At 72.1% G+C, this 24,184-nt stretch carries 19 protein-coding genes and 1 pseudogene; 15 read left to right on the top strand and 5 right to left on the bottom strand.

The features are described 5' to 3' along the window. Positions 1-11 precede the first annotated feature (11 nt). Entirely contained in the window at positions 12-845 is an 834-nt protein-coding gene (locus tag J2S42_RS15880; protein WP_307239924.1) for a class I SAM-dependent methyltransferase, read from the top strand. On the opposite strand, the gene J2S42_RS15875 is transcribed toward J2S42_RS15880, so the two are convergent. From J2S42_RS15875 to J2S42_RS15855, 5 genes are all read right to left on the bottom strand, one after another. After that, positions 839-1,306, bottom strand: a complete 468-nt coding sequence (locus J2S42_RS15875) for a nucleoside deaminase (RefSeq protein WP_307239922.1) — start codon at positions 1,304-1,306, stop codon at positions 839-841. The two genes, J2S42_RS15880 and J2S42_RS15875, sit on opposite strands and share 7 nt — an antisense overlap. Further along, complete coding sequence (locus J2S42_RS15870; RefSeq protein WP_307239919.1) at positions 1,303-4,104, bottom strand: molybdopterin-dependent oxidoreductase; 2,802 nt, start codon at positions 4,102-4,104, stop codon at positions 1,303-1,305. Before J2S42_RS15870 ends, J2S42_RS15875 begins: the two co-directional genes overlap by 4 nt. Beyond that, positions 4,088-4,891, bottom strand: a complete 804-nt coding sequence (locus J2S42_RS15865) for an FAD binding domain-containing protein (RefSeq protein ID WP_307239917.1) — start codon at positions 4,889-4,891, stop codon at positions 4,088-4,090. Before J2S42_RS15865 ends, J2S42_RS15870 begins: the two co-directional genes overlap by 17 nt. A 167-nt stretch (positions 4,892-5,058) precedes the next feature. Then, positions 5,059-6,255, bottom strand: a complete 1,197-nt coding sequence (locus J2S42_RS15860) for a cytochrome P450 family protein (protein WP_307239915.1) — start codon at positions 6,253-6,255, stop codon at positions 5,059-5,061. After that, on the bottom strand, positions 6,252-6,470 hold the full coding sequence (locus J2S42_RS15855; RefSeq protein WP_307239913.1) for a hypothetical protein: 219 nt from the start codon (positions 6,468-6,470) through the stop codon (positions 6,252-6,254). The genes J2S42_RS15860 and J2S42_RS15855 overlap by 4 nt, the downstream gene beginning before the upstream one ends. A gap of 462 nt (positions 6,471-6,932) precedes the next feature. Here J2S42_RS15855 and J2S42_RS15850 point away from each other — a divergent pair, with 462 nt between their 5' ends. The 14 genes and pseudogenes from J2S42_RS15850 (at position 6,933) to J2S42_RS15785 (ending at position 24,161) form a co-directional block, all read left to right on the top strand. Beyond that, positions 6,933-8,696 (top strand): glycoside hydrolase family 6 protein, encoded by a 1,764-nt coding sequence (locus J2S42_RS15850; RefSeq protein WP_307239911.1) that lies wholly within the window; start codon positions 6,933-6,935, stop codon positions 8,694-8,696. A gap of 210 nt (positions 8,697-8,906) precedes the next feature. After that, complete coding sequence (locus J2S42_RS15845) at positions 8,907-9,956, top strand: LacI family DNA-binding transcriptional regulator (RefSeq protein WP_307239909.1); 1,050 nt, start codon at positions 8,907-8,909, stop codon at positions 9,954-9,956. 10 nt (positions 9,957-9,966) lie between these two features. Further along, complete coding sequence (araB, locus tag J2S42_RS15840) at positions 9,967-11,628, top strand: ribulokinase (RefSeq protein WP_307239907.1); 1,662 nt, start codon at positions 9,967-9,969, stop codon at positions 11,626-11,628. Continuing rightward, positions 11,625-12,317, top strand: coding sequence for an L-ribulose-5-phosphate 4-epimerase (locus J2S42_RS15835; RefSeq protein WP_307239905.1), 693 nt, complete (start codon positions 11,625-11,627; stop codon positions 12,315-12,317). The genes araB and J2S42_RS15835 overlap by 4 nt, the downstream gene beginning before the upstream one ends. A gap of 120 nt (positions 12,318-12,437) precedes the next feature. Next, on the top strand, positions 12,438-13,634 hold the full coding sequence (locus J2S42_RS15830; RefSeq protein ID WP_307239903.1) for an SGNH/GDSL hydrolase family protein: 1,197 nt from the start codon (positions 12,438-12,440) through the stop codon (positions 13,632-13,634). 75 nt (positions 13,635-13,709) lie between these two features. Next, positions 13,710-15,284 (top strand): methyl-accepting chemotaxis protein, encoded by a 1,575-nt coding sequence (locus tag J2S42_RS15825; RefSeq protein WP_307239902.1) that lies wholly within the window; start codon positions 13,710-13,712, stop codon positions 15,282-15,284. A gap of 71 nt (positions 15,285-15,355) precedes the next feature. Next, positions 15,356-16,396, top strand: coding sequence for a DNA polymerase ligase N-terminal domain-containing protein (locus J2S42_RS15820; protein ID WP_307239900.1), 1,041 nt, complete (start codon positions 15,356-15,358; stop codon positions 16,394-16,396). A 743-nt stretch (positions 16,397-17,139) separates the two neighbouring features. Next, positions 17,140-17,712 (top strand): hypothetical protein, encoded by a 573-nt coding sequence (locus tag J2S42_RS15815; RefSeq protein WP_307239898.1) that lies wholly within the window; start codon positions 17,140-17,142, stop codon positions 17,710-17,712. Continuing rightward, entirely contained in the window at positions 17,706-18,617 is a 912-nt protein-coding gene (locus J2S42_RS15810; RefSeq protein WP_307239896.1) for a hypothetical protein, read from the top strand. Before J2S42_RS15815 ends, J2S42_RS15810 begins: the two co-directional genes overlap by 7 nt. Next, positions 18,614-19,288, top strand: coding sequence for an SAF domain-containing protein (locus J2S42_RS15805; protein WP_307239894.1), 675 nt, complete (start codon positions 18,614-18,616; stop codon positions 19,286-19,288). The genes J2S42_RS15810 and J2S42_RS15805 overlap by 4 nt, the downstream gene beginning before the upstream one ends. Before the next feature lie 2 nt (positions 19,289-19,290). After that, positions 19,291-20,058: pseudogene (locus J2S42_RS15800) on the top strand (CpaE/TadZ family protein); the annotation flags it as partial. A 751-nt stretch (positions 20,059-20,809) separates the two neighbouring features. Then, the gene (locus J2S42_RS15795) at positions 20,810-22,369 is read left to right on the top strand and encodes a TadA family conjugal transfer-associated ATPase (RefSeq protein WP_307239892.1); all 1,560 of its coding nucleotides are present in this window, start codon (positions 20,810-20,812) and stop codon (positions 22,367-22,369) included. After that, positions 22,327-23,274, top strand: a complete 948-nt coding sequence (locus J2S42_RS15790; protein ID WP_370879397.1) for a type II secretion system F family protein — start codon at positions 22,327-22,329, stop codon at positions 23,272-23,274. The genes J2S42_RS15795 and J2S42_RS15790 overlap by 43 nt, the downstream gene beginning before the upstream one ends. After that, positions 23,271-24,161, top strand: coding sequence for a type II secretion system F family protein (locus J2S42_RS15785; protein ID WP_370879192.1), 891 nt, complete (start codon positions 23,271-23,273; stop codon positions 24,159-24,161). The genes J2S42_RS15790 and J2S42_RS15785 overlap by 4 nt, the downstream gene beginning before the upstream one ends. The last annotated feature ends 23 nt before the right edge of the window (positions 24,162-24,184 follow it).

The raw sequence follows: 24,184 nt of genomic DNA, 5'->3' as shown, positions 1-24,184 counted from the left end.
ATAATGCCTTTATGTCGGAACAATCGGACAAGAGGCCACGGGTCAGCTGGGGTGCCGATCCCGTCCTCGGCACCCCCGGTGAGGTCACGGCCGCGCTCCAGCGCACGGTGACCGCGCTGCTCCGGGCGCCGGCCGGGGCACCGCTGCGCGCGCTGGAGGCCGGTGCCGGCAAGCGCATCCGCCTGGACGTGCCGGAGGACGCGTACATCGTCGGCGTGGACACCGACGACACCGCGATGCACCTGAACCCGCGGCTGCACGAGCGCGTGGTCGGCGACCTGCACGACTACGCGGCGCCGCCGGACTCGTTCGACCTGATCACCTGCTGGTACGTGCTGGAGCACGTCGAACGGCCCGAGGAGCTGATCGCCCGGTTCGCCCGGATGATCGCGCCGGGTGGCCTGGTGGTGCTCGCGGTGCCGCACCTGTGGAGCCCGAAGTCGCTGTTCACCAAGCTCACGCCGCACGCGTTCCACGTCTGGTTCCGCCGCCGGGTGCTCGGCTTCCCGAACGCGGGCAAGCCCGGCTACGGCCCGTACCCGACCACGCTGCGCCGCACCATCGCACCGGCCGCGATCGCGGCGCTGGTCGCCCGGCACGGTCTGGCACCGGTCTTCGAGGGCTACTTCGAGGACGAGAAGCAGGCCCGGTTCCGCCGGCGGCTGCGCATCACCGGCCGGCGCTGGGCGCTGGTCCGCGGCCTGGTCCGCGCGCTCAGCCTGGGCCTGCTCGACGCGGCCCGCAGCGAGTACGTGGTGGTCCTGCGCCGCGACCCGGCCCGGCCGCGCGCTGGCGGCGACGTCCGGCACCGTCGCGAAGCCATGACGGGGCCGTCCGGTCAGTAATCCACCCGGTCCGCCCGGTTCGCCCACGCGGTGAACGGCGCCACCCGGTCGGTCGCGTCCGCCTGGACCACCGGCACCTGCCACTCCGCGCGCGGCCGGGCGAACAGGTCGTAGAACGCGCGGTCGTCGAAGCCCGCGTCCGCCGCGTCGTGCCGGTCCGCCGCGTAGACCACCCGGTCCACCCGGGCCCACAGCGCGGCGGCCAGGCACAGCGGGCACGGCTCGCACGAGCTGACCAGCACGCACCCGTCCAGCTTGAACGTGCCGAGCGCGCGGCAGGCGGCCCGGATCGCCACCACCTCCGCGTGCGCGGTCGGGTCGAGCGTGATGGTGACCTGGTTGACGCCGGTCGCGACCACCTCGCCGCCGCGCACCACCAGCGCGCCGAACGGGCCGCCGCCGGTGCCGACGTTCGCCACCGCGGCCGCCACCGCCTGGTCCAGGAACCGCCGGTCCGTCATCGTCGCTCCACCGCCGTCTCCTCGGGCAGCCCGGCCAGTACCGAGACCGCGTGTGCGGGTCCACCGGCCGGGTCGTCCGCGGTCACGCCGGCCAGCGCGAGCGCCTCCCACACCCGGTCCCGGCCCAGCGGCAGCGACGTCAGCCGTACGCCGGTCGCGTCCCGGAGCGCGTTCGCCAGCGCGGGCGCGACCGGGTTGAACGGGCTCTCGCTCATCGACTTCGCGCCCAGCGGGCCGAGCGCGTCCTCGGTCTTCGCCACCAGCACCTGGGTGTGCGGCACGTCCGCGAACTGCGGCACGTGGTAGCCGCGCAGCGCCGGGTTGACCACGTGCCCGCCCGCGTCGATCCGCATCTCCTCGTAGACCGCCGCGCCGATCGCCTGCGCCACGCCGCCCTCGATCTGCCCGACCAGTTGCATCGGGTTCATCACCACGCCGGCGTCCGCGGCCTGCACGCTCTTCAAGATCTTGATCTCGCCGGTACGCGGGTGCACCGCGACCCGGAAGCCGTGCACGTTGAACGCGACCGAACGCGGCGTCCCGTCGGAGCGTGCGTGCGCCGCGACCGGCAGCCCGCCCTCCGCCGCGCGCCGGTACAGCTCCGGCAGTCCCAGCATGGTCCCGTCGCCGCAGACCACGCCGTCCGCGGTCAGCTCGCACTCCGCCGGCTCCAGCGTGGTCAGCACCGCGGCCGCGGCCCGCAGCCGGTCGCGCAGCGCCTCAGCGGCCAGCAGCGTCGCCTTGCCGGCCACCACGATGCCGGTCGAGCCGTACGCGCCGGTGTCGTGTGCGACCAGCGCGGTGTCCGACTGCGCGATCGCCACCCGGTCCGGCGTGGTGTTCAGCGCGGTCGCGGCGAGCTGGACGTGCACGGTCGAGGTGCCGTTGCCGAACTCCGTGGTGCCGACCATCAGCTGGTACGTGCCGTCCTCCAGCAGCCGCAGGTCCGCCTCCGCGTGGTGCCCGCGCGGCGGGATCGTGTTGATCAGCGCGAGCGCCACGCCGTCGCCGGTCAGCCAGCCCGGCCCGGGCGCGGGTTCGGGCGCGTCCGCCAGCGCGTCGCGGACCAGGGTCAGGCACTGGTCGAGGCCGTAGCTGCCGTACTCCACGTCGTCCAGCTCGTTGCTGACCGAGACCATCGGGTCGCCGGGCCGGACCACGTTGCGCTCCCGGAACGCGATCGGGTCCAGGTGCAGCAGCCGGGCCAGCTCGTCCATCGCGGACTCGATCGCGAAGATGGTCTGGCTCAGCCCGTACCCGCGGAACGCACCGGCCGGGACCGTGTTGGTGTAGACCGCGTACGCGTCGACCTTCTTGTTCGGGCAGCGGTAGACCGCGACCGACTCGCCGCAGCCGTGGTGCAGCACGCCCACCGCGTGGTTCGCGTACGCCCCGGTGTCCGACACCACGCGCAGCTGCAGCGCGGTCAGCGTGCCGTCCTCGCGTGCACCGGCACGTACCCAGATGGCCATCGGGTGCCGGCTGGTCGTGCCGGTGAACTGCTCCTCGCGGGTCAGCTCCAGTTGCACCGGCCGGCCCAGCCGCAGCGCGGCCAGCGCGGCGACGTCCTCGACCAGCATCTCCTGTTTGCCGCCGAAGCCGCCGCCGACCCGCACGGTGAGCACCCGCACGTGCTCCGGCGGCAGGTTGAACACCGCACAGAGCGCCTGCCGGGTCAGGAACGGCACCTGCGTGCTGGTCCGCACGGTGAGCGCGCCGTGCTCGTCCACCCAGGCCACGCAGCCGTGCGTCTCCAGCGCCGCGTGCTGCACCCGCTGGGTGTGGAAGATCTGCTCGTAGATCACGTCGGCCTCGTCGAACCCGGCCGCGACGTCACCCAGGTTGCCGTGGATCTCCGCGACCGTGTTCCGCTCCGGGAAGGCGATCCGCGACTCCTCGGCCGGCTTGTCGTGGATCACCGGCGCCCCCGGCCGCATCGCCAGCTCCGGGTCGAAGACCGCGTCCAGCGGCTCGTAGTCGACGACCAGCGCGCGCACGCCGGCCTCGGCCGCGGCCACGGTCTCCGCGACCACGGCCGCCACTCGCTGCCCGACGTGCCGGACCACGTCGTCCAGTACGCGGGTGTCGTCCGGGTTGTCCGTCATGTGCTCGTGCCGCGCGCTGGAGTAGAGCCGCTTCGGCGCGTCCTCGTGCGTCAGGACCAGGCGCACCCCGGGTACGGCCAGCGCCGCGCTGGTGTCGATGGCCACGATCCGCGCGTGCGCGTGCGGCGAACGCAGCAGCTTCATGTGCAGCAGCCCGGCCGGCGGCAGGTCCAGGGTGAACAGCGCCTTCCCGGTGACGATCGCGCGCCCGCCCGGCGCCGGCGCGTTGTGCCCGGCGGCGTGGCCCGGCTCCAGGTCCGCCACGTGCGGTACGCCGTTGATCGAGTCCTCGATCGCGCGGTACCCGGTGCACCGGCACAGGTTGCCCTTGAGCGCATGCGGCAGGTCCGCGCGCTGCGCGTCGTCCAGGGCGGCCGCTGTCATGATCATGCCGCTGGTGCAGAACCCGCACTGGAAGCCCTGCGCCGCCAGGAACCCGCGCTGGACCGGGTGCAGCTCGTCGCCGTCGGCCAGGCCCGCCACCGTGGTCACCTCGCGGCCCCGGGCCCGGAACGCGGGCGTCACGCAGCTGTGCACCGGTGTGCCGTCCAGCCACACCGTGCAGGCGCCGCAGTCGCCCGTGTCGCAGCCCTTGCGCACGCCGAACGCGCCCTGCTCGCGCAGGAACGTACGCAGGCACTGACCGGGGCGCGGCGTCGCCGTGGTCCCCGTGCCGTCAATCGAATAGCTCATGACGGATCTCCTCGGCCAGCTCGAACGTCATGTGCCGCCGCCAGGCGGGCGAGCCGTGCACGTCGTCGTGGTACGTCCCGGCCGGGATCGCGGCCACCGCGTCGCGCAGCTCGGCCGCGGCCGGTGGCGCCGGGAACGACAGACGCAGCGGCCGGACCACGGACGCGGTCACGGTCAGCTCCAGCCCGGCGGTGCGCCGCCCGATCAGCAGCGCGGCGGAGCGGCCCACCGGGCTCAGCGCCACCTGCCGGAACGCGGCCGGTGCGCGCAGCGCCGCGGCCGGCAACCACACCGAGCGCAGCAGCTCACCGGCCCGCAGCGCGTTTTGCTGCGGGCCGGTGACGAACTCGCGGACGTCCAGCGTGCGCTGCCCGGCCGGACCCCAGATCGTGCACACGCCGTCCAGCGCGGCGGTCAGCGAGATCATCGGCCCGGCCGGCAGGGCCAGGCACAGGTTGCCACCGACCGTGGCCGCGTTCCAGATCTTGAAGCTGCCCAGCAGCGCGCGGCAGGCCCGTGGGAAGAGCCGGGCGGCCGGCCAGCCGTCCGGCGCGGCGAACGCGTGCAGCTCCGCCAGCGTGCAGGTCGCTGCGATCTCCAGGCCCTCGTCCGTGACGGTCAGCGCGGGCCAGCCCAGGCTGGGCAGGTCGATCAGCCGGCGCAGGTGCGGCTGCGGCTCGGAGAACAGCCACGTGCCGCCGCCGAGCCAGGCGTCGCCGGGGCGCCACGCGGCGAGGTCCGGCACGTCCCGCGCCGTGACGACCTCGGAGATCGTGTTCAGATCCACGCCTGACCTGCTCCCGTCCGCCCACCGCCCACGGAATGAGCGATTCAGGCTGTCGTGGGCAGGTGTCGTCCCGATATACCGGTTGTCGCCGTCCTGTTACGCGCCCGGCGTATCCACCCTAGGTCATTTGTCTCGCCCGGCCAGCCACTCGGCGAAGGTCGGCCGGGTCAGCTGTGCCGCGGGGTGAGGCCGGCCACCGGCAGCGCCTCCAGGCCGTGGATGAGCGAGCCGGGCCGCCAGGTCAGGTCGGCGGGGGAGACCGCCATCCGCAGGTCCGGGAAGCGGTCGAGCAGGCCGGTGAACGCGATCTGCGCCTCCAGCCGGGCCAGCGGCGCGCCCAGGCAGTAGTGGATGCCGTGGCCGAACGCGAGGTGCGGCGTGCCGGTCCGGGACAGCCGGAGGTGTTCCGGGTCCGGGTAGCGCTCGCCGTCCATGTTCGCGGAGAGCAGGCTGATCAGCACCATCGCGCCGGCCGGGATGTCCACGCCGCCGACCGTCAGCGGTGCCGCGCTGACCCGGGTGGTGCTGGTCTGCACCGGGCTGTCGAAGCGCAGGAACTCCTCGATCGCGGACGGCAGCAGCTCGCGCCGCGCCCGCAGCTCCACCCAGCGCTCCCGCTCCTCCAGCAGGCGGTAGGCGCCGTTCCCGATCAGGTTGACCGTGGTCTCGTGCCCCGCGATGAGCAGCAGGAACACGGTGGAGGCCAGCTCGTCCTCGGTCAGCCGGTCGCCGTCGTCGCGGACCGCGAGCATGCCGGAGAGCAGGTCGTCGCCGGGTGCCCTCCGCTTCCGCGCGATCAGCTCCTGTACGTACCCGTGCAGCGCGATCACGGCCCCGGGCGACTCCGTACGCCGGTCGCCGGGCGAGGTGACCAGGTTCGACCAGTCGCGGAACGAGTCCCGGTCCTCCACCGGCACGCCGAGCAGCTCGGAAATCACCGCGATGGGCAGCGGGAACGCGAACGTCTCGATCAGGTCCGCCTCGCCGAGCCCATGCATCGCGTCCAGCAACTGCACGGTCAGCTCGGTGATCCGCGGCCGCAGCGCCTCGATCCGGCGGGGCGTGAACGTGGCCGAGACCAGCCGCCGCAGCCGGGTGTGGTCCGGCGGATCCGCGGAGAGCATGTGGTGCGTGATCGCGGAGTGCACGTCCTTCGGGATGCCGAGCCGGTTCGGCGGGTGCAGCACGCCCTTGACCAGGCGCGGGTCGGTTAGCGCGGCCTTCGCGTCGTCGTACCGCGTGATCAGCCACGCCTCCACGTCGCCGGCGAGTTCGACGCGGTGCACCGGCCCTTCCTCGCGCATGGCCCGGTAGACGGCGTGCGGGTCGGCGCGGAACACGGGCCCGTACAGCGTGGTGGTCATGCAAGTCCCTTCCGGAGTGCGTCCAGGGCAGCCCAGACCTGCACGCTGCCCATCGGCGTGCCGTCGTCCGCGAGCTGATGCCCCTCGAGGAGCTGCCAGCGGTCGTCCCGCAGGCCCAGCCGGTCGATCCGGATCCAGATCGGCCACACGCCGGCGCGCTGCTCGTCCCTGGTCAGCCGCAGCACGGTGCCCGGCGGTATCACGAGTGGAAGCACGTCACTCCCTTGCGGCCGTGCCGGCGATCCGGCCGACATTGAAGCTAGTGCACGGTTTCGCAGTGTCACAAGAGCGCGCACGGGTGGTTGGCACATCCACCGTCCACAGTGATGACGGCGTCGCGACCTGTTGAAATCGACAGCTGTCTGTTTCGATGCACTGACGTGCAACGATGCGGTAATCGTTTCGTCATCCCTTGTGCATGGGAGCCCTCCCATGCAAAACTCACCGCAGTCGCATCCGGAGCCGATGCGCACGGCCGCCAAGGGCACGCGAGCGGTGTCTTCACCGATCGCGAGGCGGGCCGGACCTCTCTTCGTGTGTTGCTCGCCGTCCGGGTCGGTCGGGCAGGTCAACCGGTGTCTCTCCCGCGGTCTCTCGCACCCCGCGGTCGGCACGCCGTGCCGAGCGGAAACCAGTGCGCCCCTCGGCTATCTGCGACAACCTAGGAGAAAATCAGCATGACGAGTTCTTCGCAGCGATGGCGTCGCGGCCTGACCGCCGTCACCGCGCTCGCGCTCGGCACCACCGGCATCGTCGTGGCCGCCTCGCAGGCCAGCGCGGCCGCGGGCTGCCGGGTCACCTACTCGGTGAACCAGTGGAGCACCGGCTTCACCGGCAACCTGACGGTCACCAACCTCGGCGACCCGATCACCAACGGGTGGAACGTCACCTGGAGCTGGGCCGGCAACCAGCAGGTCACCCAGGGCTGGAACGGTGAGATCAGCCAGTCCGGCACGTCGGTGACCGTGCGGAACCCGTCCTGGGCCGCGTCGCTCGGCACGAACGCGTCGGTGAACCCCGGCTTCCAGGCCACCTACTCCGGCACCAACACGGCGCCGACCTCGTTCTCGCTGAACGGCACGGTCTGCACCGGCTCGGTCGGCGGCACACCCACGTCCTCGCCGACCGGTGGCCCCGGCACGCCGACGCCGGGCCCGACCACGCCCGGCCCGTCCACGCAGCCCGGCCAGAAGGTCGACAACCCGTACGTGGGCGCTCAGGGCTACGTGAACCCGGAGTGGAAGGCGAAGGCGGAGTCGGTCGCCGGCGGCAACCGGATCTCCAGCAACCCGACCGCGGTGTGGATCGACCGGATCGCGGCCATCGAGGGCACCGAGGGCAGCAGCTCGAACGGCTCGATGGGCGTGCGGGACCACCTGGACGCGGCGCTCGCGCAGGGCGCGGGCTACATCCAGTTCGTCATCTACAACCTGCCCGGCCGGGACTGTGCCGCGCTCGCCTCCAACGGTGAGCTCGGCCCGACGGAGCTGCCGCGGTACAAGACGGAGTACATCGACCCGATCGCGGCGATCCAGGCGGACCCGAAGTACAAGAACCTGCGGATCATCAACATCGTCGAGATCGACTCGCTGCCGAACCTGGTGACGAACGTCGAGGGCGCGGCCGGCACCGAGATGTGCCGCACGATGAAGGCCAACAACGGGTACGTCGATGGTGTCGGCTACGCGCTGGCCAAGCTCGGCGCGATCGGCAACGTCTACAACTACGTGGACGCGGCGCACCACGGCTGGATCGGCTGGGACACCAACTTCGCCCCGTCCGCGACGCTGTTCGCCCAGGCCGCCAACGCCTCCGGCAGCACCGTGGCCAACGTACACGGCTTCATCACCAACACCGCGAACTACTCCGCGCTGAAGGAGCCGTTCTTCTCCGCCAGCAGCACCGTCAACGGCCAGTCCGTGCGGCAGTCGAAGTGGGTGGACTGGAACTTCTACGTCGATGAGCTGTCGTTCGCGCAGGCGTTCCGCAACGAGCTGATCGCCAAGGGCTTCCAGTCGAACATCGGCATGCTGATCGACACCAGCCGCAACGGCTGGGGTGGCCCGAACCGGCCGACCGCGGCCAGCACCTCGACCGACGTGAACACCTGGGTCAACCAGTCCCGCGTCGACCGTCGCATCCACTCCGGCAACTGGTGCAACCAGTCCGGTGCGGGCCTGGGCGAGCGGCCGAAGGCGGCCCCGGAGCCGGGCATCGACGCGTACGTCTGGGTCAAGCCGCCGGGTGAGTCGGACGGCTCCAGCGAGCTGATCCCGAACACCGAGGGCAAGGGCTTCGACCGGATGTGCGACCCGACCTACACCGGTAACGCCCGGAACGGCAACAGCATGAGCGGCGCGCTGCCGGACGCCCCGATCTCCGGCGCGTTCTTCCCGGCGCAGCTGACCGAGCTGATGAACAACGCCTACCCGGCCCTGTAGTCCTTCCGCTGGGGTTGTGCCCCCGGCCCGGCGCTGAGCCGGGCCGGGGGCCGTCGTGCGTACCATCGGCGGCTTTTGATGAATTGGTTTCCCGGGGTGCGGGTGCCGGGCGGAAAAACCAGCCCTTGACGACCTCGGATGTTAACGCTAACAATGTTCCCCACATCACGGCGCTGTGAACGGCGGATTTCGGGAGGCGGTGAGCCGCGCATGCCGCGCAGACGGACATCCGGCCCGCCCATCATGGCCGACGTGGCCCGCCTGGCCGGTGTCTCCCACCAGACGGTCTCCCGGGTGCTCAACGAGCACCCGAACGTGCGGCCGGAGACGCGCGACCGGGTGCTGGCCGCGATCGAGGAGCTGGCCTACCGGCGCAACTTCTCGGCCCGCGCGCTGGTCACCAGCCGCACCCAGACGCTCGGCGTGGTCGCGTTCGACACCACGCTGTTCGGCCCGGCCAGCACGCTCTACGGCATCGAGCAGGCGGCGCGCGAGGCCGGATACTTCGTCTCGATCGTGAGTCTCAAGAGCATCACCCGTGAGACGGTGCGGAAGGCGCTGGACTACCTGGCCGCCCAGTCCGTCGACGGGTACATCGTGCTGGCGCCGCAGCAGGCCGCGATCGAGGCGATCACCGACCTGCCGCTCGGGCTGCCGGTCGTCGCGGTCGAGGGGCCGAACGCGGGCGACGTGCCGATCGTCGCGGTCGACCAGGCCGGCGGCGGCGCACTCGCCACCCGGTACCTGCTCGACCTCGGCCACCGCACGGTCTGGCACATCGGCGGCCCGGCCGACTGGCTGGAGGCGGACGCCCGGGTGCGCGGGTGGGAGTCCGAACTGACCGGGGCCGGTAGGCCGGTGCCGCCGCCGATCCGCGGCGACTGGAGCCCGCGCTCCGGCTACCAGGCCGGCGCCGAGCTGGCCACGCTCGCGCGCACCGAGCCGGGCCGGATCACCGCGATCTTCGTCGGCAACGACCAGATGGCGCTCGGCGCGCTTCGGGCGTTGCGCGAGGCCGACATCCGGGTGCCGGAGGACGTCAGCGTGGTCGGCTTCGACGACATACCGGAGGCGGAGTTCTTCCCGCCGCCGCTGACCACGGTCACCCAGGATTTCACCGAGGTCGGGCGGCGCAGCATGCGTATGCTGCTGGCGCAGCTCGACTCCGCCCGGCCGGACCACCCGCCGGACGCGCTGCGCGACATCGTGCCCGCGCGGCTGGCGATCCGATCCAGCACCGCCCGTTTCATCGACCAGTGAAGGACTTGTTGTGAGCGCTAACAGCGATCGCGTGGTGATCGGTGTCGACTACGGCACGCTATCCGGGCGCGCCGTCGTGGTCCGCGTCTCCGACGGCGCCGAGTTGGCCAGCGCCGTCCACGAATACCCGCACGCGGTCGTCGAGCGCACGCTGCCCGGCTCGGCCGTGCGGCTCGCGCCGGACACCGCGCTGCAGGTGCCGGAGGACTACCGCGAGGTGCTGCGCGTGACCGTGCCGGCGGCGCTGGCCGCGGCCGGTGTGCCCGCGTCCTCGGTGATCGGCATCGCCACCGACTTCACCGCCTGCACCGTGCTGCCCACGCTCGCGGACGGCACGCCGCTCAACGAGGTGGACGGGTTCGCCGACCGGCCGCACGCGTACGTCAAGCTGTGGAAGCACCATGCGGCCCAGCCGCAGGCGGACCGGATCAACGCGCTCGCGCACGAGCGCAAGGAGCCTTGGATCAACCGGTACGGCGGTAAGATCTCCTCGGAGTGGGAGTTCGCCAAGGGCCTGCAGGTGCTGGAGGAGGACCCGGAGGTCTACGCGCGCGCCGACCGCTGGATCGAGGCCGCGGACTGGATCGTCTGGCAGCTGACCGGCGTCGAGTCGCGCAACATCTGCACCGCCGGATACAAGGGCATCTACCAGGACGGCGAGTGGCCGTCGACCGCCTTCCTCGCCGCTCTCAACCCCGGCTTCGCCGGCTTCGTGGACAAGCTCCGGCTGGACCTGTCGCCGCTCGGCGGGCTGGCCGGCACGCTCTCCGCCGAGGCCGCGGCCTGGACCGGGCTGCCCGAGGGCATCGCGGTCGCGGTCGGCAACGTCGACGCGCACGTCACCGCGCCGGCCGCCGCCGCGGTCGAACCCGGTCAGATGCTCGCCGTGATGGGCACCAGCACCTGCCACATCATGAGCTCGGACCAGCTCGCCGAGGTACCCGGTATGTGCGGCGTGGTGCAGGACGGGATCATCCCCGGCCTGTACGGCTACGAGGCAGGGCAGAGCGGCGTCGGCGACATCTTCGGCTGGTTCGTCGACAACTTCGTGCCCGCGTCCTATGCGGCCGAGGCGGCCACCCAGGGCGTCTCGCTGCACACCTACCTGACGTCGCTCGCCTCCCAGCAGGCCGTGGGCCAGCACGGGCTGGTCGCGCTGGACTGGCACAACGGCAACCGGTCTGTGCTGGTCGACCACAACCTCTCCGGCGTGATCATCGGCGAGACGCTGGCCACCCGGCCGGAGGACGTCTACCGCGCGCTGATCGAGGCGACCGCGTTCGGTACCCGGACCATCGTCGACGCGTTCGAGGCTTCCGGCGTACCGGTGAACGAGTTCATCGTGGCGGGCGGGCTGCTGAAGAACGAGTTCCTGATGCAGATCTACTCCGACGTGCTGCGCCGGCCGCTGCACCTGATCGACTCCGACCAGGGCCCGGCGCTCGGCTCCGCGATCCACGCCGCGGTCGCCGCCGGCGCGTACCCGGACATCCGCGCCGCGGCCGCCGCGATGGGCAAGATCCGCCGGAACGTCTACACGCCGGACCCCGCGCGCGCGGACGCGTACGACGCGCTCTACGAGATCTACACCGAGCTGCACGAGCAATTCGGCCGGAGCAGCAAGTCCCTCCACCGGCTTCGCGCCATCCGTAACCAGGCGGTGAACTCATGACCATCCCGACCTCGCTGACCGAGACCGTGGCCAAGCTGCGGGCCGAGGTGTGCCTGCTGCACTCCGAGCTGACCCGCTGGGGCCTCGTCACGTGGACCAGCGGCAACGTCTCGGCCCGGGTGCCCGGTGCCGACCTTATGGTGATCAAGCCGAGCGGCCTGTCCTACGACGACCTGACGCCGGAGTCGATGGTCGTCTGCGACCTGGACGGCACCGTGGTGGACGGCACGCACGGCCCGTCCAGCGACACGGACTCGCACGCGTACGTCTACCGCGCGATGCCCGAGGTCGGTGGCGTGGTGCACACGCACAGCCCGTACGCGACGGCCTGGGCCGCACGCGGCGAGGAGATCCCCTGCGTGATCACCGCGATGGCCGACGAGTTCGGCGGCCCGATCCCGATCGGCCCGTTCGCGCTGATCGGCAGCGACGACATCGGCAAGGGCATCGTCGAGACGCTGTCCGGCCATCGCTCGCCGGCCGTGCTGATGCGCAGCCACGGGCCGTTCACCATCGGCAAGAACGCGAAGGCCGCGGTCAAGGCCGCGGTGATGTGCGAGGACGTGGCGCGTACGGTGCACTTCGCCACGCTCCGCGGCCCGGTCCAGCCGCTGCCGCAGCACCACATCGACTCGCTCTACGACCGGTACCAGAACGTCTACGGCCAGCGCCCGGCACCGGCTGCCTGATCATCTCACGGGGCCCCGGGACATCGGCGGATATGAGATCATCTGCCGATGATCCGGGGCTCTCGATCCATTACCAGGCGCACGCTTCTCACGGCTGTCCCGGCGGTCGCCGCCGCGACGGTGACGGCACCGCTCGCCGCGTCCGCCGCGGAACCGGCCACCGTCGGCATCTGGGGCGCGTCGCTCGTCGGCGGCGGCCCGAGCTTCGCGAACCAGACCATCCGCCACGTCGTCTACGCGTCCAGCGGGGGCACCGGGCCGCGGCTGCGCATCTCCAACCGGTTCGGCACCGAGACGCTGGTGCTTGGACACGTGGATCTGGCCGAGCAGAACCTCGGTGGCACCGCCAAGCCCGGCACCCATCACCGGGTCACGTTCGGCGGGGTGTTCCGGGCGGTGGTGCCGGCCGGTGCGGAGATCCTCAGCGACCCGGTCTTCATGACCGTCACCGCCGGCGTCAACCTGCTGGTCAGCATGTACGTGGCGAACGCACCCGGTCCGTCGGTGTGGCATCCGGCCGGGCTGACGCGGACGTACATCTCGACCACCGGCGATCACGCCGCCGACGATGACAGCACGGCGTTCCCGCCACCGGCGACGCAGGATGACACGCGGCACTTCCGGTGGTACTACCTGGCCGGTGTCGAGGTGACCAGCGCGAGCGCGACCGGGACGATCGTGGCGTTCGGCGACTCGCTCACCGACGGCTTCTCGTCGACCCCGCTGACCAACCGCCGGTACCCCGACTACCTGGCCCGCCGCCTGCACGCGGACACCGGTGGCGCGCCCCGGTTCGGCGTGGTCAACGCCGGCATCGCGGGCAACCGGGTGCTGCAGGACTCCGGGTCCGGCAGTGGGCTCAGCGCGCTCAACCGCTTCGCGCACGACGCGCTGTCGGCTCACCCGAACGTGCGCGCGGTGATCCTGCTGGAGGGGGTCAACGACATCAACGGCACGATCAACGGGCTGCCGGTCACCTCGTGGGACCTGCGGGCGGCCTATCAGACGCTGATCAACCAGGCGCATGCCCGCGGCATCGCGGTGTACGGCGGGACGATCTTGCCGTACGCCGGCTTCACCGTCGACGGCGTGGCGATACACACGCCGGCCCGGGAGGCGACCCGCGCGGCGCTGAACGGCTGGATCCGTACCTCGGGCGCGTTCGATGCGGTGATCGACTTCGACGCGGCGATGCGTGATCCGGCGGACCCCACCGCGCTGCTGCCCGCCTACGCGCACACCGATCACCTGCACCTGACCGACGCCGGCATGCAGGCGATGGCGGACACGGTGGTGGCCTCGGTCCCGCTCACCTGACCGCGCCCGCACCGACCGGGATTCCGATTTGCCGATTTTCCCGGATATGCACTGATCGCCCAGCACGATGGGGCTATGGGGATCAGGGACCGGTCGGTGGGGACCAAGATCGGGTCTATCGTGGCGTTCGCACTCGTCGCGCTGCTGGTGACGGGCGGGATGGCGATGTCCGCGCTGGACGGCGTGGCGGAGCGGGCCCGAGAGCTGGAACAGGCCTCCGTCTCCACCCGGCAGGCGCTCGAGGCGGACATGGCCCACGACGCCATCCGCGGCGACGTGCAGCGCGCGCTGCTCGCCGGCACCGAGGCGGAACGGCAGGAGGCGGCCACCGACCTCGCGGAGCACATCGAAATCATCACCCAGGCCGTCTCGGACTTCGTGACCGGAACGGAGGAGAGCGCCGCCGTGCACACGGCGGCGGCGGCCGTACTCCCGGAGATCGAGAACTACACGGCCCTGGCGACCCGGACGCTCGGTGAGATCACGGCGCCGGGTCAGGTGCCGCCCGGCTACGCCGCGTTCCTGGAGAGCTTCGGCGCGGTGGAGGACGGGCTGCCGACGGTCAGCGACGCGCTGGCTGCGGACGCCGCGGCCGCGTCCGCGGCGGTCCGGAGCCAGCGGTCCGCGGCGCTGTGGCGGGTCGCGCTGTCCCAGGCGGCGTGCGCGGTGCTGCTGGCCGTGCTCGCCTGGTTCGTGCTGCGGGCGATCCGGCGCCCGCTGGCGGAGGTCTGCGACGTGCTCGGCGCGCTCGCCGGTGGCGATCTGACCCGTCGTGCCACCGTGTCCTCCCGGGACGAGCTCGGCCGGATGGCCGGTGCGGTGAACGACGCGATCGAGAGCGTGCGGACCGCGGTCGCGGCGCTGGCCGGTTCGGCCCAGCGGGTGGGCGAGACCGCGCGGCGGATGGCGGACGCGTCCGGCCGGATCACCGCCGCGGCCGAGGGCGCGAGCACTCGGGCCGGCACCGCCACCGAGGCGTCCGCGCTGATGTCGGCCAACATCGGCACGATCGCGCAGGGCAGCACGGAGATGGGCGCGTCGATCCGGGAGATCTCGCAGAGCGCGAACGAGGCGGTCCGGGTGGCCGCGGAGGCGGCGACCGCGGCGGCCCGGACGAACGACACGATGGCGCAGCTGAGCGCGTCCAGCGCGGAGATCGACAACGTGGTCCGCAGCATCACCGCCATCGCGGCGCAGACGAACCTGCTGGCGCTGAACGCGACGATCGAGGCGGCCCGGGCCGGTGCGGCCGGCAAGGGCTTCGCGGTGGTGGCCGGTGAGGTCAAGGACCTCGCCCAGGAGACGGCCCGGGCCACCGAGGGCATCGTCGGGCAGGTGCAGGAGATCCAGGCGGACACGCTGGCCGCGCGCGAGGCGATCGCGCAGATCACCGGCATCATCGAGCGGATCAACGAGTTCCAGACCACGATCGCGGGCGCGGTGGACGAGCAGTCCGCGACGACCGGCGAGATGAACCGGAACATGTCGGAGGCGTCCGGGCGGGGCGACGAGATCGCGGGCACGATGGCCGAGATGTCCAGGTCGGTGCGGGTGACGCTGGAGGAGTCGGCGGCGACCCGCGAGGAGGCGGACCGGCTGACCGAGGTCGCTGCGGAGCTGGTGCAGGTCGCCGGTCACTTCCGCTGGTGAGGCCGTAACGATAGCCTTTCATTCACGTCCATCACAGGGCGATCTGGGTGAAACGGCCGCACAATGTGGCTATGGGTGACCGACTCGACGCTTATCGTGGCAAGCGGGACGCCCGGCGGACCCCGGAACCGATGCCGGGGCGGGTCCGGTTCGGGGCCGGCGACTCGTTCGTGATCCACCAGCACCATGCCCGCCGCCTGCACTGGGATCTGCGGCTGGAGCGGGACGGCGTGCTGGTCAGCTGGGCGGTGCCGCGTGGCCTGCCGCGCGACCCGCACCGCAACCACCTCGCGGTGCACACCGAGGATCATCCCCTGGAGTACGCCACGTTCGCCGGCGAGATCCCCCCGGGCGAGTACGGCGGCGGCACCATGAAGATCTTCGACCGTGGCCGGTACGAGGTGCAGAAGTGGGGTGACGACGAGGTCGTCGTGCTGCTCCGCGGCGATCGCGTGCACGGGCGGTACGCGCTCTTCCGGACCCGGGACCGGGACTGGATGATTCACCGGATGGACCCGGCGGACCCGGGCTGGACGCCGATGCCCGAGCATCTGCTGCCGGTCCGCCCGATCCCGGCCGCCCGGCTGCCGGCCGGTGACGCCGATTGGGCCTACGAGATGGAGTGGGACGGCGCCCGCGTGCTGGCCTGTGTGGAGGGTGGCCGGCTGCGCCTGCTGGACGCGGACGGGCACGACCTCGGCGGCGCGTTCGGCGAGCTGCGCGGGCTGGCGGAGGCGCTGGCCCCGACCGAGTGCGTGCTGGACGGCGTGGTGGTCGCGTTCGACCGGGAGGGGCACGTGAGCCGGGCGGCGCTGCGGTCCAGGCTCGAGGGCGCGGCACGGCGGCGGGCCGGGCGGGCGCCCGTACAGTTGCTGGTCTTCGATCTGCTGTGGCTGGAGGGGCGGTCCACGGAGGGCCTGGGCTATGCGGACCGGCGCTCGCTACTGGCCGATCTGGACGTGTCCGGCGAATCGTGGCAGACGCCGCCGTACTTCTCCGGTGGCGGCGCCTACGCGGTGGACGCGGCGCGTGCGCACGAGCTTCCCGCGGTCATCGCCAAACGACTGGACGCCCCTTACCGTCCGGGCTCCTGGCTGCGGGTTTCCGTGTGAACGGCTGCGGAGCGGAGTCGGTGGCAGCCGACCCCGCTCGACGCGTGAAGGCGAGCCTCGGGTTGATCGGCTGTCATGATGCCGATCTTGTCGCGGCATGGAAAGACGGTCACCCGCCACTTAAGCGAAACTTGAGGCGGCAAACCGACAAAGACCCCATAAGGGGTACGGAACCTGTCTGCTGTTCTAATTACGCAGAGTATTTTTCATGTTGCGGAAGTGATCCATGAGGCTGGTGCGGTGCCCGGTGCGACGCGGGGTCCGGGTCGGACGGTAGATCGATTGCGGTCGTCGTGCCCGCCTGCCGGTGGGTGTCGGCGCCGGCACTTCCGCAGCGTTTTCGCGCTGCCATCGGGAATCCCGCCGTACTCGGCGCCGCCCCGGGCGAATGACGCGCACCCGGGCGCGAGATGTCCGGCACATTGACGGCACTGAGAGCGGAAGATCGGGGCCGTGAGCTGGAGATCGTCACTCTTAGTACGGACTTGGATTGCCTCTGTTCTATCGGCGTCGCTGAGCCTATGCTCCCCCTTTGTCGGTGCAACTCCACCGGCGGCCCGCCCCGGCAGCCGGGGTGCGGAGATCAACGGCCCATGGGGAGGGCCGCGCGGGAACGGGAGCGCGAAGTCACTCAACCGGATATCGGGATCAGGTAAGAAAACGCGCGCCTTGCGCAAATCGGGCGCGGTCTGAGCATGTCCGTCCATCCGCGCTTGTGATGAACGGGAGGAGGGCCTTCATCGATGCACCGGGTGCCGCAGCACACCACGAGAAGGGTCCTCGCGATCCTTGTGAGCCTGGCGATCCTGGCTGCCGCGAGCGCTTGCGGCGGCGGCATGGAGGGTCCCCGGCCGGTTCCGGTCGGCGCCCCGCCGTCCCCGGCCGCGACCGCCGACACCGAACGGTCGAAGGCGGCCGACGCCGCACTCGCCGCCTACAACGGTTATATGCAGGCCGCCCAAAAGGCATCGGCGATCCCGGATCCGCGTCATCCCGATCTGCGCAAATACCTGGGCGATCCGCTATATGCGCGGGTACAGGCCGGAATCGGCCTCCTGGAGCGGGAAGGCGCGGTTCGGGAGGGGCGGTTGAAGATCAATCCGACGGTCACCGTTGTTGATCTAGAAAGCACACCGAAGACGGTTCAGATCCAGGACTGTGTCGACGGGACGGATTACAAAATGGTCTACCAAACGACGCGTTCGCCGGTACCCGACAAGCGGAACGTCCGCTACGTCGCCACCGCCACCGTGACGCTGTTCGACGAGGGCTGGCTGGTCACCCAGGGCCTGTCGCACGAGGACCAGCCGTGCTGACCCGCCGGACCCGCATCCGCCTGGCGCTCGCCACGCTGCTGGCCGGCGTGCTCGCGGCCACCGGCGTCATGACGATCCGCGGTCCCGAGGTGCTCGCCGCGCCGCCCACCTGTGAGAACACGCCGGATTCCACGGACTGCGGCCTCGGCGACGGCAACAGCACCACGCAGCCCGGAGGCCCCGCCGGCAACCCCGGCGGCGGCGGTGGCGGCGGGGGCGGCTGCTCGTGGCGCGACAAGCCGGTCGCCTGTTACATCGAGGGCGCCGGGTCGTTCAACGCGAACGACGGCTGCTACTACCGGGTCGCCGATCCGCAGTCGAACGCCACGCCCGAGGGTATGACGCACTACTGGAAGTCGTGCATCGACAACAACATGCTGCAGGACTCCGAGTTTCTGGCGGATCCGCCGGCTCTGGTGCCGCCGGACCCGGTGGAGATCGCCAACCGCATCCGGGCCGGCCTGACCATCGCGCCACCCGCGGTGAAGATCTCGCCGGCCAGTCCCGGCGTGCTGGGGCTGCCGGTGTGGATGCAGATCACCAACGACGCGTTCACCGCGCAGACGCCGCCGTCGGTGACGGAAGCGGGTCTGACCGTGACGCTGGTCGCGACGCCGAGCGAGGCGCGCTGGACGATGGGCGACGGCTCCACCGTCGTCTGCACCCACCGGGGCGACGCCTGGACCAGCGGCAACGGCACCGCCCGCTCGACGACCTGTGGATACCCGATGGCCGGTGCGAGTCTGGCCGGTTATCAGAAGGCGGGTGACTACCAGGTGACGGTCCAGACGTTCTTCGACATCAGGTGGTCCACCTCGTCGGACAGCGGCGAACTGGCCGATGTCGCGAGCCCGGCCACGACCGTGGACTACACCGTGAACGAGCTCCAGGTGGTGAATCGATGACGATGGCGCAGACGCGTCCCGCCCCAGGTCAGGCCGACGCGCCGATCGCTCCGCCGAAGGTGGTGCGGCAGCGGCGTACCCGTCCGGGTCTGCTCGGCCTTGCTCTTCTGCTGGTGGCGCTGGGCGGTCTCGCCGCCGCGTACGCGGTGAACTCGGTGCGGGCGACCGGTGAGTACCTCGGGGTCGCCCGGCCGGTCGCGGTCGGCGCGCAGATCGCGCCGGAGGACCTGATGATCGTGCAGCTCGGCGGCGGTCAGGGCCTCACCCCGATCGCCGCGTCGGACGCGGTCAACGTGGTCGGCAAACGGGCCGCCGTGGCGCTCTCGCCCGGCAGCCTGCTCACCCCCGACCAGATCACCGACAAGCAGCTGCTCGGCCCCGGTCAGCAGCAGATCGCGCTGGGCCTGTCCCCGCAGGAGGTGCCGGCCCGCTCGCTGCGGCCCGGCGACAAGATCCTGCTGGTCGGCGCGCCCGCGAACCAGAACGCGGCACCGGCCGAGGCCACCCGGTTCCAGGGCGTCGTGGTCGACACCGTGCGGCCGGACGCGAACAACCCGGGCTCCGGCAACATGACCGTGGTCTACGTGTCCGTCGCCGAGAAGGACGCGGCCGCCGTGGTGCTGCTGCATGCGCAGCGGCGCATCTCGGTCGTGCTGCAGAGCGGGTCCTGATCGTGGCGATCATCGCGTTCGTCTCGCCGAAGGGCTCGCCCGGCGTGACCACCACGGCCCTGGCCTGCACGCTCTCCTGGCACAGCCGAGTTGTGCTGGCCGAGTGCGACCCGGCCGGTGGCTCGCTGATGGCGGGATACCTGGGCGGCGCGCTGGAAGGGCCGCGCGGCATCGGCGAGCTGGCCGTCTCCGAGCTGCGGGACGGCCGTCTGGAGCAGGACTTCTGGGGTCAGCTGGTCGACCTGGACGCGCCGAAGCGGCAGCGCCTGCTGCTGCCCGGCCTGGCGAACCCGGCACAGGCCGGCAGCCTGACGCCGCTCTGGGGCCGGTTCGCGGACTTCTTCACCCGGCTCGAGTACGAGAACCCGGGCTTCGACGTGCTGGCCGACTGCGGCCGGCTGCACGTGGCGAACCCGCCGTGGCCGGTTCTGCGCGCCGCGTCCGCGGTGCTGGTGGTCACGTCGGCCCGGCTGCCGGACCTGTCGAACGCGGCGGCCACGCTCGAGGCGATCGGCCGCGACCTGCGCGACAACGGCGTACCGCCGGGGACGGTGCGGCTCGTGGTGGTCGGCGGCGGACACGGCAAGGGTGAGATCAGCCGGGCGCTGGGCGTGCCGGTCGCGGCGCACCTGCCGATCGACCGGCAGACCGCGCAGGTGCTCAGCTACGGCGGTACGGTCCGGGGGCGGCGGCCGCTGATGCGCGCGGCGGCGGCGCTTGAGATGCCGGTCCGGTCCATGGTGGACCGGCGGCGGGCGCGCTCCACGTGGAACACCATGGTCGCGCCGATGCCATCGATGCCCCAGCCGGCCCAGTCGGCGGCACCGCACGCCCCGGCGACACACCAGACGCAGCCGACGGCGACGCACCCGGCTCATCCGGCGTTCACGGCTCAGGCCGCTGCGCACCAGACGCCGCAGGCGCAGCCCTCGGCGCACCACACGCCGCACGCGCAATCGGCGGCGCATCAGGGTCCGACGGCGTCGCTGCCGGTGCGGCAGCCTCCGGCCGCTACGCACCAGGAGCCGGCTCCCGCACCCCAGGCCGCGACGCCGGCTCAGCAGGTCGCGACGCCGGCTCAGCAGGCCGCGACGCCGGCTCAGCAGGCCGCGACGCCGGCTCAGCAGGTCGCGACGCCGGCCCACCAGACGGCGATCCCGGCCTATCAGACGGCGAACCCGGCCGATCAGACCGCAGATCCCGCGCATGGGACCGGCATCCCGGCGCAGCCAGGTCCGTCCGCCGCGGCCCCGGCAGCGGCCTCCGCGCAGGCCACGGCACCGGCGTCCTCGGCGTCGCCGCAGGTGCCGGGCATGCGACCGGCTCCGGACGCGCCGCAGGAAGGAGCCACACCGGCGCCGGCGTCGAGTCTGTGGCAGGGGCCGGCGGTCCCGCAGCAGGCGCAGCGGACACCGCACACGCAGCGGCGGCCGGATCAACCGGTGCCGCCGCCCACCAGGAACGGAAGCCCGAACGGGTCGCACCCCGCCCCGGACGGCCCGATCACGGAGGAGCTGCCGCGTGCGGTTTGAGCCACTGTCCCAGGACCCCCGGCCGGTCCCGCCACCGGCGAACGGGAACCCGCCGGCCAACGGCGGGCACCCGGCGTTCCCGGCGCAGGCGTTCAACATCGCGCCGCAGCCGGCCGGTGCCACCATGGCGCCGCCGGTCTCGCCCGCCCCGGCCGGCACGCCTCGCCGGGACTGGTCCGTGGTCAAGGAGCTGCGCCGGCGGCTGAGCGAGCGGATCACCGTCCTGGAGCGCGGCCAGAACCTCACGCCCGAGGAGGAACGGCGGGAGCGGGAACGGCTCGCGATCGGGATCGTCGCCGAGTACGCGGACGGCCAGCGCCGCACCGGCACGCCGATCTCCGCGGCCGAGGAGCGCGTGCTGCTCGACCTGGTCACCGCGGAGATGGTCGGTCTCGGCCGGCTCCAGCGGCTGCTCACCGACCCGTCCATCGAGGAGGTGCACGTGCTCGGCTGCGACCGGGTGCGGATCACCCGGCGCGGTGGCGGCGTCGACTGGGGCGAGCCGATCGCGGACAGCGACGAGGAGATGATCGAGACGATCCAGGCCGCCGCGCGCCGGGCCGGCGCCACCGAGCGGTCGCTGTCCACCTCCAAGCCCACGCTCGACCTGCAACTGCCGGACGGCAGCCGGCTCGCCGCGGTCTACCTGGTCAGCCGCCGCCCGTACGCGGTGATCCGGCGGCACAACACGCTGGACGTGACGCTGGACGACATCGCGGGCAGCCGCGCCGACCTGGACGAGATGCTCGACCCGCTGCTGCGCGACTTCCTCCGCGCCTCCATGCACGCCGGCCTGAACATCATGGTCGCCGGCCTGGCCGGTGCCGGTAAGACCACGGTGATCCGCGCGCTGATGCGGGAGATCGCGCCGGACGAGCCGTTCGTGCTGCTGGAGGAGAGCCGCGAGCTGCTGCCCGCGCGGGACGAGAACGGCTACCACCGGGCCGTGATGAGCTTCGAGGCGCGGGAGGGTCACGGCGAGCGCGGCCCGGACGGCCGCCCGGCCGGTGAGGTGACGATCGCCGACCTGATCCCGCTGTCGCTGCGGATGGGCGTGCTGCGGATCATCGTCGGCGAGGTCCGGTCCCGGGAGATCGTCCCGATGCTGCAGGCGATGACCACCAGCCGCGGCTCGATGTGCACGATCCACGCGCGTACGTCGAGCGGCGTGCTGGAACGCATCATCGAGCTGGCGCTGTCGCACGGCCGCGAGATGACGGTCGAGATGGCCCGCCGGATGGCCGGCAACGCGCTCGACCTGATCGTCTACGTCACGGTCGAGGACGAGACCGCGATCGGTGGCCGCAAGCACCGCTTCGTCTCGCACGTCGAGGAGGTCATCGGCATGGGCGAGGGCGGCCGGCTCTCCACCACCACGGTCTTCGGCCCGGGCCGGGACGGCCGCGCGATCCCGATGCACCTGCCCGAGCGGGTCCGTGACCAGCTGCTGCGGATCGGTTACGACCCGCGCCTGCTCAGCCGCTACATCGACGCGAAGACCGGCGCCTGGCGCCGCCCCCGGGTGAGCCTGCTGAGGCCGGCGTCATGAACCAGACGGCGAGCCTTTCGCTGATCGCGGCGCTGGCCGGTGCCGCGATCGTCGGCGGCCTGATCCTGGCCGGGGTGGCGCTCTTCGGCCGGCCCGGCCCGCGCGGCCCGGACTCGCCGCTGACGGTCCGGGTGCGGCAGCTGTGGAACGGCGCCGACCCGAGCGCGTCCGGCCGGCGGCGGCATCACGCGATCATCGTGGCCGCGTTCGCCGGTGGTGCGCTGGCCTGGCTGCTCACCGGGCTGCCGGTGGCCGGCGTGCTGGTCGGCATCGCGATCCCCGGAGCGCCCTGGCTGTTCACCGTGGGCCGGGCGGAGCGGCGCAACATCGCGCGCGTCGAGGCGCTCGGCGAGTGGACCCGCCGGCTGAAGGACGTCTCCAACATCGGCCAGGGCCTCCAGCAGGCGATCGTGAGCACGGCGGCGACCGCACCGGACACGATCAACAACGAGGTGCGCACGCTCGCCGCCCGGCTCCGCGCCGGTGAGAACCCGAGGGACGCGCTGCTGCTGTTCGCGGACGAGATGGGCGATCCGGTCGCGGACCAGGTGGTGGCCGCGCTTATCCTGCACCTGACGGACCGCGGCGAGCGCCTCAGCGACGTGCTGAGCTCGATCGCCGCCGGAGCTGCCGCCGACGTCGCCACCCGGCGCGAGGTGGAGGCGAAGCGCACGCAGCCACGGTTCGCGGTCCGCTTCCTGACCGGCGTGACGCTGCTCGTGCTCGTGATCGGCCTGCTCAACCCCGAGTACATGCGGCCGTACGGAACCGTGGTCGGTCAGGTCATCATGGGCTCGCTCGGCGCCGCGTTCGTGGCGCTGCTGGCCTGGGTCCGCGGAATGAGCATGCCGCCGGTCGTGCCCCGGTTCCTGAACGCACCGCGGACCGAGGAGGCGCTCCGATGATCGCCCCGTTCGGCCTCGTGCTCAACACCGACCTGGCGATCGCGGTCAGCGGCGGTGCGGCCGTCGGCGCCGGCGTGTTCCTGTTAGTCCGCGAGCTGCTCCCGGCGACGCCCGCGCTCGCGCCCGCGCTCCGGCGCCTGCACCGGGAGACGCGCGCGCCGGCCGCGGAGATCCGTCGTCGCCGGCGCCTGGACTGGCTCGGCGGCCTGGCCCGCTGGCTGCGCCCGCCGCAGCAGGAACTGGAACTGCTGGGCCGCACACCGGAGCAGTACGCGCTGTCCATCCTGGTCTCCGCGCTGGTCGGTCTGGTCGCGCCGGTCGTCTCGCTGACCTTCATGGCCGCGGCCGGGATCCGGCTGCCGTTCGTGGTGCCGGTCTTCGCCGGGCTGCTGTGCGCGGCCGCGGCGGCCTGGCTGGCCCACCAGGACGTGCTGACCAAGGCCGAACGCGCACGCCGCGAGTTCAGCCGGGCCGTCTGCACCTACCTGGACTTGGTCGCGCTGCAGATCTCCGCGGCGCACGGCCCGGTCCAGTCCCTCGAACAGGCCGCCGAGATCTGCGACGGCTGGGTGTTCGAACGCATCCGGGAGGCGCTGCACATCGCACAGCTGCAGATGCGCTCTCCCTGGGAGGAACTGCGTGAGCTGTCCGAGCGCATCGGCGTGCCCGAGCTGGGTGACGTCGGCGCGATCATGCAGTCCTCCGGCACCGAGGGCGCTCAGGTGCACGACACCTTGCGCAGTCGCGCCGACGCTCTGCGTGACCAGATCCGGACCGAGGCGCTCGCCCGGGCCGAGGGCGTGACCAGCCGGCTCGACATCCCCGGTGCCCTGCTCGTCTTTATCCTGCTCGGTTTCGTCCTGTTCCCGTTCATGGCCAGGGTCTGACCACAACCCCCGAAGGGAGGGCC

The sequence above is a fragment of the Catenuloplanes indicus genome (genome assembly GCF_030813715.1).
Lineage (GTDB): Bacteria > Actinomycetota > Actinomycetes > Mycobacteriales > Micromonosporaceae > Catenuloplanes > Catenuloplanes indicus.
Note: the sequence above shows the minus strand (reverse complement) of the source record. Positions and strands in the feature narration are given on the sequence as shown.